13 protein-coding genes are annotated in these 14,890 nt (G+C 46.8%); 7 read left to right on the top strand and 6 right to left on the bottom strand.

Annotated elements, in window-relative coordinates:
- Positions 1-222 precede the first annotated feature (222 nt).
- From O3C58_09575 to O3C58_09555, 5 genes are all read left to right on the top strand, one after another.
- Entirely contained in the window at positions 223-1,434 is a 1,212-nt protein-coding gene (locus O3C58_09575) for a glycosyltransferase family 4 protein (GenBank protein ID MDA0692106.1), read from the top strand.
- Positions 1,431-2,549: a UDP-N-acetylglucosamine 2-epimerase (non-hydrolyzing) gene (gene wecB / locus O3C58_09570; protein ID MDA0692105.1), complete on the top strand. Its 1,119-nt coding sequence runs from the start codon at positions 1,431-1,433 to the stop codon at positions 2,547-2,549. Before O3C58_09575 ends, wecB begins: the two co-directional genes overlap by 4 nt.
- 313 nt (positions 2,550-2,862) lie before the next feature.
- On the top strand, positions 2,863-4,266 hold the full coding sequence (locus O3C58_09565) for an undecaprenyl-phosphate glucose phosphotransferase (protein ID MDA0692104.1): 1,404 nt from the start codon (positions 2,863-2,865) through the stop codon (positions 4,264-4,266).
- Entirely contained in the window at positions 4,256-5,044 is a 789-nt protein-coding gene (gene kdsB, locus O3C58_09560) for a 3-deoxy-manno-octulosonate cytidylyltransferase (protein ID MDA0692103.1), read from the top strand. The genes O3C58_09565 and kdsB overlap by 11 nt, the downstream gene beginning before the upstream one ends.
- A 29-nt stretch (positions 5,045-5,073) precedes the next feature.
- The gene (locus O3C58_09555) at positions 5,074-6,717 is read left to right on the top strand and encodes a CTP synthase (protein ID MDA0692102.1); all 1,644 of its coding nucleotides are present in this window, start codon (positions 5,074-5,076) and stop codon (positions 6,715-6,717) included.
- A gap of 9 nt (positions 6,718-6,726) precedes the next feature.
- Here O3C58_09555 and O3C58_09550 read toward each other — a convergent pair whose 3' ends face one another.
- Together O3C58_09550 and O3C58_09545 are read right to left on the bottom strand one after the other, a co-directional pair.
- Complete coding sequence (locus O3C58_09550) at positions 6,727-7,173, bottom strand: CBS domain-containing protein (protein ID MDA0692101.1); 447 nt, start codon at positions 7,171-7,173, stop codon at positions 6,727-6,729.
- Positions 7,174-7,304: 131 nt separating this feature from the next.
- On the bottom strand, positions 7,305-8,426 hold the full coding sequence (locus O3C58_09545) for an LptF/LptG family permease (GenBank protein MDA0692100.1): 1,122 nt from the start codon (positions 8,424-8,426) through the stop codon (positions 7,305-7,307).
- Between the two features lie 191 nt (positions 8,427-8,617).
- Here O3C58_09545 and lipA point away from each other — a divergent pair, with 191 nt between their 5' ends.
- Positions 8,618-9,499 (top strand): lipoyl synthase, encoded by an 882-nt coding sequence (lipA, locus tag O3C58_09540; GenBank protein MDA0692099.1) that lies wholly within the window; start codon positions 8,618-8,620, stop codon positions 9,497-9,499.
- A gap of 88 nt (positions 9,500-9,587) precedes the next feature.
- Positions 9,588-10,412, top strand: a complete 825-nt coding sequence (locus O3C58_09535) for a lytic transglycosylase domain-containing protein (GenBank protein MDA0692098.1) — start codon at positions 9,588-9,590, stop codon at positions 10,410-10,412.
- A 10-nt stretch (positions 10,413-10,422) separates the two neighbouring features.
- Here O3C58_09535 and O3C58_09530 read toward each other — a convergent pair whose 3' ends face one another.
- From O3C58_09530 to O3C58_09515, 4 genes are all read right to left on the bottom strand, one after another.
- Positions 10,423-11,574 carry a glycosyltransferase family 4 protein gene (locus tag O3C58_09530; protein MDA0692097.1) on the bottom strand — a complete coding sequence of 384 codons (1,152 nt, stop codon included), beginning with the start codon at positions 11,572-11,574 and terminating at the stop codon, positions 10,423-10,425.
- A 9-nt stretch (positions 11,575-11,583) separates the two neighbouring features.
- Positions 11,584-12,705, bottom strand: coding sequence for a glycosyltransferase (locus O3C58_09525; protein ID MDA0692096.1), 1,122 nt, complete (start codon positions 12,703-12,705; stop codon positions 11,584-11,586).
- Between the two features lie 120 nt (positions 12,706-12,825).
- Entirely contained in the window at positions 12,826-13,818 is a 993-nt protein-coding gene (locus O3C58_09520) for a proline dehydrogenase family protein (protein MDA0692095.1), read from the bottom strand.
- Positions 13,819-13,910: 92 nt separating this feature from the next.
- On the bottom strand, positions 13,911-14,369 hold the full coding sequence (locus O3C58_09515) for a hypothetical protein (protein ID MDA0692094.1): 459 nt from the start codon (positions 14,367-14,369) through the stop codon (positions 13,911-13,913).
- Positions 14,370-14,890: the final 521 nt, after the last annotated feature.

Below are 14,890 nucleotides of genomic sequence, written 5' to 3'. Positions count from 1 at the left end.
TGATTGGCTGACAGGAATGCGGGGCGGGGAGAAATGTCTTGAAGTTTTCTGCCGGCTTTGCGTTGATTCTGACTTGTTCACTTCTTACAAGTATTCCAAAAAGCGTTACTTCCTTTTTTTTAAACCTATCAAAAATACCTAGAATTTTACAAATAGGGTCTGCTAAGTGCTGTTTTTTGTTGAAAAAATATGTGTTCCTTTTCTATTTGGTGTGGAAAGGATATGAAAATTGCGATCTTATCTGTCAACCTTTTTGATGATGCCAATGGAGGGGTTGAAAATCATATCCTATTTCTCTCGAAGGAATTTATTCAACTGGGTCATGAGATTTTGTTGTTTAAACCTGTTTGGGAGGACCAGTATAAAGAGGCCGAGCGGAAGTGGGATGAAAAGTTAACCATTGCTTATGTTAATTTGGGCAAGCGCCCTTACGATTTTCGGCGTTGGACCAGTTTGGGAAAGTCTGGGTACTTGGCTGGTTTCCTGGGCAAAGTTGCTTATATGATTGCCGCAGGGGAAATAGCCAGGGCCATCGCATCTTGGAAACCAGAGTTGGTTTGGCAACATGATTTTTCTTCAGGATGGTTGGCGACCAGGAAACTCTCCCGCCGATTTCCAATTGTCTTGACCAATCATCGTGGCGAGTATCTGGTCTTTAAACGACATGCCCTGGGAAGGCTATTGCTCCGATGGGCGTTGAAGCACTATAATGCGGTGATCGGTCCCAGTAAAGAGTTGACACCGGATTTTGTCAGAAATGCTTATACAATTCATAATGGTGTGGATACAAGCCTCTTTTTCCCTTTGAGTTTGGAAAAACGCATTGAGAAAAGAAAGCAGCTATATGGAATGACTGACCGGTTTGTGATTTTATGTCCGAGACGATGGGCTCCGACCAAGGGAATTATTTTTCTTGCTAAGGCAATTCGCCAGTTGGATCAGGTTGATGAATTAAAATCAAAACTAATTTTTGCTTTCGCGGGTAATGATACCCAGTTCCCTTTGTATACTGAAAAAATTAATTCAGAACTTAACGATCTAAAAATACAGGTGGTCAGACTGGGGGAGTTAAAAGTTGGCGAGACGATACCCTATTATCAATCGGCTGATTTGGTCATTATTCCATCTCTGATGGAAGCGGTGAGCTTGGCGGCATTAGAAGCTATGGCTTGCGGAACCCCAGTACTCAGCACAAATGTGGGGGGAATGCCGGAAATCATTGAAGAGGGTAAAACGGGATTTTTAGTTAATCCTGGCCAGCCTGATGAGTTGGCTCAAGCAGTTCACAGAATATCTAATGAGCCTGGACGGACTGACGTAGCGATGGAGGCGTTAAATATGGTCAGGAGGCAATACGATTGGTCTGCCATTGCCAAAACTACTGAAACCGTTTTGAGGGAAACCCTGCATGAAAGACAGGCAATAAACTCATGAAAAATGTGATCCTGGCTTTTGGAACTCGGCCAGAGGCCATTAAAATGGCACCTGTTTATTTCGCATTAAAGGAAATTGCAGGTCTTGAGCCAGTGGTTTTCCTTACAGGCCAACATCAGGAGCAGCTGCACCAGGCTCTTTCCATATTTAAGATTCCGATTGCCGCTGATCTGGAAGTTATGACCGACCGGCAATCACTCACTGATCTGGCTGCCCGTGTTCTTCCTCGAGCTGCAAAAATTTTTGAAACTCTGAAGGCGGATTATGTTCTGGTTCATGGCGACACGATGACAACGTTTGCTGTGGCCTGGGCGGCATTTCTAGCTCAAATCCCCATTGGCCACGTTGAGGCAGGACTGCGTAGCTTCAATTTGCAGGAGCCATTCCCTGAAGAAGCCAACCGACGCCTAACCGATATTCTTACGGAACTTGATTTGGCCCCAACCGCACTTGCTAAATCGAATTTAATTCGAGAGGGAAAATCCCCTGAAGGGGTTGTTGTCACTGGACAGACAGGTGTTGATGCTGTGCTCTATGCCAGGGAGTTTGGCCAGCTTTCTTTGGACCTGCCTGATACGCCTTATGTGACGGTGACTCTTCATCGACGGGAGAACTGGTCTCGCCTCGGTGATATTGCCAGAATTCTGGCAAAGGTAGCGGGGTGTCATCCCGAATTCACCTTCATTTTTCCTGTGCATAAGAATCCCATCGTGAGGGAGCAGGTGTGGCCTATCCTTGAGTTGGTCCCAAATTTCAAATTGACGGAACCCTTGGAATATTCAGCCATGGCATCTTTATTGGCACGTAGTGAATTGATCGTGACTGACTCTGGAGGTTTGCAGGAGGAAGCAACAACGTTGCAGGTTCCCGTGGTGGTTGTGCGGAATTGTACCGAACGACCTGAGGGGGTGGAAGCGGGGAACATTAAACTGGCGGGAACGGAGCCAGAAAAGATTTTTCAAATTGTTGACTTTCTCCTCAAAAACCCCAGTGAGCGGGCCAAAATGCGAAACGGTAAAAACCCTTATGGGGATGGGTTTGCCAGTCAGAGAGTTGCCCAAGCGGTTGCCTGGAAGTTGGGACTTGCTAAGAGACCTCAGGACTGGGAATTTTAGGCTACGATAAATGGGCGTTTTACTGCATTGACTCCCCACCTTCATCTTGAAAATGGTTAGATTTGTCGGTTGAAGGTTTTAATAATTTAAGCTATCCTCTTCCGATTACTAGAAACAGGTGGAAAAGAATTATCCCATAGGCCTGTTCTTGATTAACCAATGCCGCAAAATCCCCGTTTTTCAGTTGGTATTTTAGTGTGATTGGGAACCCTCATGAACCCGAATTGATTAGAAACCATGCATTTCAGTTTGATTTAAATATTTTTTCTGATCGCATTCAGCGCTTTATTGAAAACCGGTATCGAAAACATCAATGCTGAAAAAGCACGGCCAACTTTTCCTTTCCGCAATTTTTATTTCCGACAGTCTAGCTATCTTCTCTTCCTGGTTACTGGCGTATTTCATCCGGTTCCAGGTTCCGTTCATTCCAGTGACGCAGGGGATTCCTCCGGTAGGAAATTATTTTGACGCCCTGATTCCAATCTGGATCGTTTTCCTGATCAATATTAAAATTTGCGATCTTTACCAGCCCTTGCGGGGTAAGTCGGGTGCGGGTGAAATTTTTCCTATTCTAAAAGTCACCTCCATTTCCGTTTTGATACTGACGGCCATCACATTTTTTTACCGGGAGTTCAGTTATTCACGGGTTGTGGTTGTTTATTTTTGGGTTTTGGCCACTTTGTTTATGGTCATTTCTCATTGGCTGGTCAGGAAAATTCTTTCACTGGTCCGTGGCCGGGGATGGAATTTACAAAAGGTATTGATTGTCGGGGCTGGAGAGCTGGGGCAAACGGTTGCCGAAAAGTTGAACCTGCATCCTGAGATAGGATTTCAGGTCGTAGGCTATTTGACTGGACATGCAGGGAAAATCGGTAGCAGCTTCCAGGGACACCCGGTTTTGGGCGAATACCCCGAAGTCTCCAAAGTGATCCGCGAACACGAGGTGGACCAATTGTTTATTGCCCTGCCGCTGAAGGCCCATGATAGATTGGAGCAGGTCTTGAAGTATTTAGGGGAGGAGACGGTCGATGTCAAAGTGGTTCCCGACCTCTTAAAGTACATGAATATTCACTCTGGCGTGGAGGAGTTTGACGGGTTGCCCATTGTGAATCTGGCGGAGTCTCCTCTTCACGGTTGGAATGTTGTGATCAAGCGAACTTCCGATATTATTTTGTCGAGTCTGGCCCTGATTATTTCTGCCCCTCTCATGTTGTTGATCGCGGCGTTGGTCAAAATGGGATCTAGCGGGCCTGTATTTTATCGGCAAGAGAGGATGGGGTTGGACCAGCGGGTTTTCTGGATGCTCAAATTTCGGTCGATGAAACAGGAAGCGGAAAAATCCACAGGCCCGGTTTGGGCCAAGGAAAACGATGAGCGCAGAACATGGATCGGTACTTTTTTGCGAAAAACCAGTCTCGATGAACTGCCGCAACTATTTAATGTTTTGAGCGGAGAGATGAGTCTGGTGGGTCCGCGCCCTGAGAGGCCGGTTTTTATTGAAGATTTCAAACAATCGATTCCTCATTATATGTTACGTTTAAAGATGAAAGCGGGCTTGACCGGCTGGGCCCAGGTGAACGGATGGCGCGGCAATACGTCGTTACAGAAACGAATTGAGTGCGATTTGTACTATATCAAGAACTGGTCGTTGCTTTTTGACCTCAAAATTCTGTTCATGACCCTGTGGAAAGGTTTTATAAATAGGCATGCCTACTAAGCCAAAAGTCCTCGCCGTCATTCCGGCGCGTTGGGCTTCATCTCGTTTTCCTGGAAAGCCACTGGCAATCATACGCGGCAAACCTATGATCCAGTGGGTGGTGGAACAAGCCAGCAAAGCTCGTTCTGTGTCGGAGGTGATCGTGGCAACGGACGACGACCGTATCTTGGAAGCGGTCAAGAATTTTGGCGGAACCGCCGTTATGACTTCCAGGGACCATGCATCGGGAACGGACCGGGTGGCCGAGGTGGCGCAGACCCGCTATTGCGAGATTGTCGTCAATGTGCAGGGGGATGAGCCTTTGATTCCCCCGGAAAATATTGATTTCATTGTTTCTCCCTTATTAAAGGACCCTTCCCTCAAAGTTTCTACATTGAAGATCAGGATTCACGAAGTCGAGCAAATCATTGATCCCAATATTTGCAAGGTGGTGGTGGATCATCGAGGGAATGCACTTTATTTTTCACGAGCGCCTATTCCTTTTGATCGGGACGGATGGACACAGGATTTAAAGGCGGGGGAGGGTATCTGGCCCAAGAGTAAGGGAATGACGGCGTATAAACATATAGGCCTTTACGCTTACCGGAAACCTTTTCTCATGGAGTTTTCGCGTTTGCCGGTTTCCCAATTGGAAATGATAGAAAAGCTGGAGCAGTTGCGAATTCTGGAAAACGGAACCCCCATTCGGGTGATGGAAACCGAAAAAGATTCGATAGGAGTGGACCGAAAGGAAGATTTGGCTGAGGTCGAAAAATTGTTGAGTCAAACGTCTTATTAATTGGTTTTGGGACTTTATCAGGTGCCTAATTGAAAAAAAGATCTAAAGGCAAAAACGTAAAATATATATTTGTCACCGGTGGTGTGCTTTCGTCACTGGGAAAAGGCATCGCCGCCGCCTCGATAGGAAGCCTTCTGGAATGTTGCGGATTAAAAATCACCATTCTCAAACTCGACCCCTATATCAATGTCGATGCCGGGACCATGAACCCGTTCCAGCATGGGGAAGTTTACGTTACGGATGACGGCGCGGAAACCGATCTGGACCTTGGCCACTATGAGCGGTTCACTCACGCCCAGATGCGGCGCGACAATAACGTGACGACCGGGCGGATCTACAATGACGTGATTCAAAAGGAACGCAAGGGAGAATACCTGGGGTCCACTGTGCAGGTCATTCCTCATATTACCGATGAAATCAAGCGTCATATCCTTAAAGTCGGACACAATGTCGATGTTGTCTTATGTGAGATCGGAGGAACGGCTGGGGATATAGAAAGTCTGCCTTTTCTTGAAGCCATTCGCCAGTTCAAATTTGACATGAAGTCAAAGAATGTCCTGTACATTCATCTCACCCTGGTTCCTTACATCAAAACCGCAGGCGAACTCAAAACCAAACCCACCCAGCACAGCGTGCAAAAATTGCGCGAGATCGGTATTCAGCCGGATATTCTGCTTTGTCGCACGGAGAAAAAACTTTCCAAGGACATTAAAAAGAAAATCTCCCTGTTCTGTAACGTGGAAGTGGATTCAGTTATTACAGCGATGGATGTTGAATCCATTTACCAGGTTCCATTGAGTTTGCACAAGGAAGGGATCAGTAAAATTATCCTGAAAAAATTAGGTTTCCCCTTCACCGAACCCAACCTCGATCAATGGCAGGATATCAATCAGAAGATCACCAGGCCGCAAAGTGAAGTCAATATCGGCATTGTAGGAAAATATCTCGACTTGAAGGAAGCTTATAAAAGTATTACCGAAGCCCTGGTGCATGGAGGAGTTGGAAACAACACCAGAGTCAACCTGCATTGGGTGGATGCGGAGGATTTGGAGAAGGACGGCGGATCTGAAAAGTTAAAAATCTGCGAAGGCATTCTGGTTCCTGGTGGGTTTGGGGAACGGGGAATCGAGGGGAAAATTCAGGCGGCGCATTACGCCAGGGTTAACAAAGTTCCTTATTTCGGGATTTGTCTCGGCATGCATTGCGCGGTGATCGAGTTCGCGCGCGGGGTGGCCAACCTTAAAAACGCCAACAGTGCTGAATTTTCCAGCACCTCGCCTTATTTAGTCATCGACCTGATGCAAGATCAGAATGAGCATGGCGACAAAGGCGGAACGATGCGGTTGGGAGAGTATCCCTGTCAATTGCGCAAGGAATCGCATGCATACAATGCTTATGGCAAGCGGGAAATTTATGAGCGGCACCGGCACCGTTATGAATTCAGCAACAAATACCGAATCCAAATGGAAGAAGCCGGGATGAAGATCAGCGGCATTTCACCTAATGGAAACTTAGTTGAGATCATTGAGTTGGGGGACCATCCATGGTTCCTGGCGGGTCAGTTTCATCCGGAATTCAAATCCTCTCCTGGGTCGCCGCATCCCCTGTTCAGGGATTTTGTTGCCGCATCCCTCAAGTATAGAGAAAGCAATCATAAACCCACCGACTCCTGAGGGGAGCCTTCAGGCCATTGCCCGGATCAGGTCCAGTTTGCCGATGACCCCCACCAGCTTGCCATCATCCAGCACCGGCAGAGTGTGAACGTCCTTTTCCGCCATGATCGTGGCGATTTCGCCAAGTTCTGCATCAACTGAAATGGTGATCGCATCGGTGCTGTAAATATCCCGCACCTTGTTAGCTGTAAGTTTTTTGATATCGGCTTCGAATTTTTTTTCGCTATCCAGAAATAGGACCGCATCAAACAGGGTGATGACCGTAGGAATGTGCAGGTTTTTGTTTTGTTCGATCAAATCGCCCTGGGTTACGATTCCGATCACTTTTTCATCGTCGTCCACAACGGGTAATCCGTTGATGTTGTAACTGATTAACAGGTCCGACAATTCACTGATAGGGGTGTCTTTTTTTACAGTGATGACGTTTTTGCTCATGATGTCTTTGGCGGTCTTCATTCCTTGCTCCTTGAAATCATCCACATTTTTTTGATCCTTGGATTATAGCTCAAATTGGGTGACGTTCCGGGTTTTTATTATTGGCGGGTGGGCTAAAAACAGACAGATCGTTCCATTTTTAAGAGGGGCAATCAATGCCGGATCAGTTTTTGTAGAATTCCGGTTTCGTTTTGCATTTTATAAGTCAGATAAATCGCCGGCAGTAAGGCCACGATATTGTGTATCCAGACCGATAGATAGGGATTGAGGGTTCCTAGCATCCCAAGATTTTGACTGCTGATGAGGCAGAAATAATAGGCAAGCACGATTCCGAGACAAATGGCCAAACCACCGGACTTTCCGGAATCCCCGGATTGGATACCGAGGGGGATACCGAGCAGTGCGAATACCAGGCAGGCAAATGGAATCGAGAATTTTTTGCTCAGCTCCACGGCGGGTCCAGACGCCTTCAAGCCCTGACGCTTGAACAGTTTTATACGTTCGATGAGTTCGCCGGGAGAGAGTTCTCTGTCTGCCACATAGGCCGTCGTCTTGACCGGGGCGGGAACATCCATGATCAAATCGTACCCGTCGAAATTGATCGTTTGGTAATTTCCCACGCTCCTGTTGACTTCATGAATCGTCCCTTTTTTGAGCTGGAAGTGGATTTTTGAGGCATCCGGTGATTTGATGAGAAAACCCTCTTCAGCGGAGATGATTTGCTGGGCATCCGGTTTTCTCATATTGGAAATAAAAATTCCTTTGAAATGAGAATCCTTCTCCTTCTCCTTGACATATAGAGTCAGATTATTAAGATCGCGGTTGAAGACATTTGGTTTGATGTTTATTGGAGTGTGGTTGATAGTAAGAGTGTGAATCAGATCTTTATACGATTGATTGCCCCAGGGAAGCGCGACAAAAATGATGGCGCTGGAAATAAAATAAGCGGTGCAGGCAAAAATAACCCCTGGGCCCAAAAGTCGAAAAAAACTCCATTTCCCAACTTTCATGGCGGTCCATTCGTTGGTGGATGAAAAATGATTGAAAACCACCACCGTGGCTACCAGCACACTCATGGGAATGGTGACGGCAAGATAGGCCGGAGCGAGGTAGACGATCAACCTGAGCATATCCAGAATGCCAACGCCCCAGCGGACCAGCATTTCCGCCATCAGCAGAAATTTGTCCAGGTACAGAACCCCGGTGATGGCGCCCATGCTGATGAAAAATACTTTCAGTAACTCACCAATAATGTAGCGATCGAGGATTTTCATAGAGTTAAAATAAATGGAGAGCGTTTTTTAAAGGTTTTTGGGTGCCTATAAAAACTTTCTTTTATCCCGGATTGATTATAGTATTCGTTAAAAAGTGCAAAATTTTGCACATGTCTTTTGTCTTTCTCGGGATATTGAGAGATTCTCTTAACCCTCTAATTTAAAATAGTTTCCTTATTTTTGTGTCTCCAATGAACTCTTCTTTAAATGCTCCCAAAAGACGGCTTCCGGACTGGGTCAAAGTTCAATTGCCCAAGGGAGAAAATTATTTCCGTTTAAAATCGCTGGTGCGCAAGCATTCCCTGCATACTGTTTGCGAATCGGCTTCCTGTCCCAACATTGGCGAATGCTGGGATGCGGGAACATTGACGATCATGATACTTGGCGATACCTGCACACGGGCCTGCCGCTTCTGTGATGTTCCCACCGGAAATTTGCTCTCGCCCCGGCAGGAAGAGCCGCAGGAAGTGGCCGAAATGCTTGCCAAACTGAACCTCCGCTATACGGTCATCACGTCCGTGGACCGCGATGACCTTAAAGATGGGGGAGCTTCTCACTGGGCGGAAACGTTGCGGGCGGTGAAAAGTCATTGTCCGCAAATGAAAGTGGAAGCGTTGATCCCAGATTTCAAAGGCGAGATCGGTTGCATCCGGATCGTGTGCGAGGCGGAGCCGGACGTGTTGGCGCATAATCTGGAAACGGTGCCTTCGCTCCAGGCAAAGGTTCGACCCCAGTGCCGGTACCAATGGTCATTGGATACTTTGTACTTCGCCGGTAAAAATTTCGACCGCATCACTAAAAGCAGTTTGATGCTGGGATTGGGAGAAAAAAAGCCAGAGGTGATTCAAACCATGCGCGACCTGGTCGGTATCGGGTGCAATATTTTGACGCTCGGTCAGTACTTACGCCCGTCGCGCCAGCACATGGAAGTGGTGGAGTACCTTCCTCCAGAGATTTTCGCCGAGTACAAGGTAATCGGCGAATCTCTTGGTTTTGACCATGTGGAGGCCGGGCCTTTGGTCAGAAGTTCCTATCACGCTGAAAAACAGTCACAGATTTTGAATCAAAAATAGTGTCTGTTCAGAAGTGGTATTTTTCGGCACGAGGTTTGCTCTAATTTAAGTTACTAACGGAAGGCGTCAAAGATTTAACGGTCAAAAAATGGTCGATATAAGTTCAATCAGCGCCGAGGGGTACGAAAAGATCGGGATTAAAGCGTCCCAAGGAGGGGGCTCCGATGAGCGGGACGCTTTATCCTTCCAATCTATTCTTCTTGAAACCCAACTGCAAAGGCTGAACGCCTGGAGCCAGACCGATCTGAATTCGCCTGAGCCGGTGAATTTGTTTAATGAATACCGGATCATTCTGGAGCAGGCCAGAGGACAGCAAACTCCCGAAAGCCCAACCACCACCCGTCCGTCCATCGTCAATCCCAGCCTCGTTGTCAAATATTATGAATTGGAAGCCGCGCGTATTTCTTTAGGTGCGGAGAATCAGAATACTGGAGGTTCGCAATCATTTTCTATTCCCGATCTCGCTCTGCTTGCGGGCGGAGTGCGAGGCGTGCCGGGTCCGCTATTTCAGAAATTGATTCAAAACGAGTCGGCGTTCAACCCTAACGCCATCGGTTCGCGAGGCGGCCTGGGGCTGGGTCAGTTGATGCCGGACACCGCTGAAAATTTAGGATTGCGGACCGGGGGAGATCGATTGGAAGGATCGGTTTGGCATCCTGCATCCAACCTGGACGGGTCGGCCCGTCATCTGAGTGCTTTATACGACCAGTTTATTGAACGCGGCGTATCTGTCGGTGAGGCCTGGCGTTTTGCGACGGGAGCCTATAACGCAGGCATCAGCGATATCACAAAGGCGATGGAGTTGCTGGAAGGTGGGGATCAGACGCAATGGGATCGAGTGGCCAAGGAACTGCACCGAATCACCGGCTCCAGAGCGCAGGAGACGATTGGGTATGTCGATCGTTTGAAGTGAGTTTTCCTTTTTATCCCTGGGAACGATTCAACAGTTGCTCGGCCTCCTTGATGATTTCCCCACTCCAGTCAAAGACAAACCGTTTCTTATCTTCCAGTGTCGATTCCGATAACTTGTCGTAATACTCAGGGTCTTCGATCGCACGGACTATTTTTCCGGCCAGAGCGGATGGCTGGTCGGGACAAAAATGCTGTTCGGGATTCGTGACCACCTCCCGGTTTTCGGGAACATCGCTCACCAGGCAGGGAAGGTCTGCGGCAATAGCTTCGAGAAGGGAATTGGACATACCCTCCTGGGCAGAGCCAAAGACAAACAGGTCGGCTCCCTGAATGAGTTCCAAAACGTCCTCCCTCCACCCGGTAAATATCGTTCTTTCCTCTACACCCAGTTCCGCAGTCAGTTGCTTTAGCGGTTCCTTCTGCTCCCCATCGCCGATGATTAATAGAACCGATTCCAGTTTCCCGGCTTCGGCAAACGCCCGTAGCAGACAATCTTGATTTTTTCGCTTGTGCAAAATTCCTGTAGTGGCAACGATGAAAGGATTTTCGGATAGGGCGAATTCCTGGATCAGGCGGTCTTTGCGAAAGGTTTTATCAAAATTAACTTCCTGCAAATGGTTATAAAGGACTGCGGTTTTTAGTCTCCCCCGTGGGTAGCGCTTGATCACGGCATCGCGGACTGCTTCTGAGGTAGCAAGAACCCGGTCTGAAAAAGCCAGGCCCAGTTTTTCTAGAAAACTTTCCACCCAGGTGATGAGGCACGATTCCCGATATGAAAAAATCGGGTTCTGATGTGGCGGAAAGCGAACCAAGGTGATCATGGGAACCTGTAAAACCCATTTTGCCGGAGCCGAAATGAGGGCGTACAGCGGGGAAAAAACAGAAATAAGATCAACCCTGTGTTTTATTCCAACCAACGCCATGTAAAAGGGAGCGGTGAGAAAAAAATAAATCCAGAAGGGAATAGAGTCATGGTTCCGCATGGGAGTGAGCAGGATGTGAGGAATCAGGTTTGGGTGATTGTAGGGGAAAGGTTCCACCGCGACATAATGAACCGTCCAGCCACGGTCGAGGTAGGCTTCGATTTTCATCTTGAGCCGTTTGCAGAACCCGCCCGGCTTGTGTCTGTAATAGATGGTTAGGATTTTGATTGGTTTCGTCATCCTGGTGTCTTATTTTGCCGTCAGGTTTTCATAGATGGTTTTTAATTTGGCGGATTGCCTTTTCCAGGTTCCATAATTGGCCTGAACCATTTTTAAGCCGTTTTGGCCTAATTTTTTCCGCAGGGTTTTATCCCGGATCAAAGTGGTGATTTGCCGGGCAAGTGCTTGGGGAGATTTGGGCAGGACCAGTAATCCCTCCTGCTTATCCCGGATCATATCAGGAATGCCGCCGACCGCTGTGGAAACAACGGCAAGGCCGCAAGCCATGGCCTCCAGCAGGACGTTGGGGTTGCCTTCGGACAGACTGGGTAAAACAAAGATGTCCGCAGCATTGAGCCAAAGGGGGATTTGCGAAACATTTTGCATTCCAGCGAACAGGACATATGGGTTCAATTCGCTTGCGCTCACCAGAGATTCCAACTCTTTCCGCACCTCCCCGTCACCTACGAAGATGAATTGAACATGTTTGTCCTTGGCAATAATTTCGGGAATGGCTTCTACCAGATATTTCTGTCCCTTTACAGGGGACATGCCGCCAATATTAAGGATAATTGTTTTGCCTTCGAGTAAACCCAGTTGCTGGCGGGCGGACGGCTTGTCTCCGACCTTGAATTTTTCCAGGTCAATGCCGTTGGCAATCACGAAAATTTTGCCTTTGGGAATACCCAGTTGATGCAAGAGGTCGCGAAAATAATCGCTCTCGCAAATGATGGCATCGGCTCCCCGGAGCAGGTTTCTGCAAATAAAAGCGAAGCCTGGAATTCGCAATAAAAGAAAATCAGAGCCCCACAAGTTTATGGCGACGGGAACCTTTGTGAACCACTTGACAAGCAAGGCGATCATTCCTGCCGGAATCCAGTATGCCTGGAGCAAGTCAGAATCTCGGCTTGCCCGAAGCGCCGATAAAAAGAAAGATGCCAGAAAAAAGGGAATCAACAATAGGCGCAAACCATTTTGTTTGATGCGGCTGATCATGCCGGCACCGTAGGCTAAAGTCTGGAAACTTTGCGGCAGGAAATATTTGAAATATTCCACCTTCACATCGCACCATTTGTCCGGTTCTTTCACCTCAGAGTCATGCGGGGCGATGACCTTCACATTGTAGTCGAAACGGGCAAGTTGCTGGGGTATTTATAAATGAAGTGTCCGGCAAAATCCCCTTCATAGCGGGGGAAGGAGGTGGTCAGGAGAGTGACTTTCAATTTTTCTTTTGAGTTTGTGTGAGGGGCCATTATGAAGTCAGTATGCAATTTATTTGATTTTTCTAAGGCCGAACGTTTCCCTGAACAAATTTTTTATCACAAACAGCATATTTTCCTTCTTCTCCATCAGCCGTCTTAGCGTGTAGGGGAGCCAGGCGTTTCCGAAGGGCGTGTAGATGCGAACCTGGAAACCTTTTGCCAAAAGAATTTTTTGCAAGTCCCTGCCGACTCCGTAAAGCATCTCGAAATAAAAAGAATCGGGGTCGATTTTTTCCTTGGAGATAAAGGACAGAATTTCTGCCAGTAAATATTCATCGTGAGTGGCGATGGCTGGTAGATGTCCTTCCTTTAATAATTTGAAGGCTAAGGTCAAAAAGTTCTGACGTATATCGTCCATGGACTGATAGGCGATGGATGAAGCTTCCTTGTAGGCTCCCTTGCACAAGCGGACGGAGATCTGTTTTTCAATCAATGCGTCGATATCGCCTTGCGATCGGAACAAATACGCTTGAACCGCCTGCCCCAGGTTTTTGTACTGGGAATGAAAATCAAAGCACATATCCAGAGTGGGTTGGGTGTATGTTGATCCCTCCATATCAAAGCGTACGGTCTGGCTTCCCGCAGTCAACAAGAGGCTTTCAAGGTTGTCTCTACAAAATTTTTTATCAATGTCCAATCCCATCTGAGTCAATTTGACCGAATAGTCCATCGTCAAATTTCCCTGATCAACGGTTTTAATCAGATCGATATAGACCTCTCGAGCCGCATTGGCCTGTTCACGGCTGGTGACATTCTCGCCAAGGATATCCAGCGATGCCAGGAAACCTGCTTTATAAAGTTTTTGAATGGATATCAGAGCGGAAGGTGAGTCTTCCCCGGCAATAAATCTTTTGGCAAAAGGATATAAAAGGTGCATAAAGTCTATCCACGGAAAGAAAATAGCCTCCCTCTGGCGGTCGGAAAGGGCGAACCAGTGGAAAGCGATCTCACATTTCAGGGTGTGTATGGCATCATAATAAACAGAAGGCAGGCGGTAAACCACTCACTGCCCTTCCAATATACCGCCAATAAAAAATGAAGTAAATGATTGATAAATCAGGAACTCAGGGAATTCAGGCAGAAAAGGTGCTGGAGTTATTTGGCAGGGAGATTTTCTTTGCTGAAGTCCAAGCCTTCCGCAAAGTTGACTGTGTCAATTTGGGAATTGCCGAGTAAATATTTTTCAGTTTGAACCATTATATCATTGCCTATGGAGGCAGGCTCTTCGCGACTGGTTAATTTTATATCAACTTGCATGCGGGTGGAGGATTGCGTCACCGATATCAATTCAATGGAAATATCCTGATCCAAAGTGGCGGCTTTAATGGATTTGCCATTAGGGGAGGGGGTGACATCGATAACCATTATTTCCATTTGATCAAGAACTTCAACAATGGCTTTATCCACCCATTGCAAAGAATAGTTATGAGTAACAGAGGTCGCTTGCGTATCATTTCCTCCCAAATTGGTTCCCTGCCAATTTTTGGGAACTACAGAGCAACTGTACAAAAGCAGAGTTGCCATAAAAGCTATAAAAATCGGAACTTGTTTCATGAGCACTTTCGCTATATTTAAATTAGTCCAGTAGTCGCATTAATAGCAATCCTTGTGCCAAAAGTAACATTCGAAAAATCAAAGTGGGTTTATTTGAATAGTAGTGAAAAGTGACAAAATATGTAATTAGGCACTAAGCTTGATTAAATAATGATAATTCCTTGCCTGAATTGCCTGAAACGGCATAAAGGAAGAATGGTTGAGAAATCGCGGCTTATTTATTTTTCAGTTAATTGTACAATATATTGATTTTTGAATGAATATTAAGTTTAATAGCGCGAGTATCTTGAAGAGAAAGTGATTTTATCCCCAGATTTCCAACCCTGATAAAATCTGGAGCTGGTCGGCGGGAAGATTCCTCAGGACAATTTGAAACGCAGGCCATCAAATCATCCTGAGTCGGCCGCTTTTTGCAAAGCCTTGGTCAATGTGAACCGGAGAGAAAATTATGTCTATAGGGTGTTTGTTTGCATGGGGGATAACGGGGATTGTGATTGTCGCTGTTCTGTTTTACTTCTATT

The sequence above is a fragment of the Nitrospinota bacterium genome, assembly GCA_027619975.1.
Taxonomy (GTDB): domain Bacteria; phylum Nitrospinota; class Nitrospinia; order Nitrospinales; family VA-1; genus JADFGI01.
This window is presented reverse-complemented; position numbering and strand designations above follow the sequence as displayed.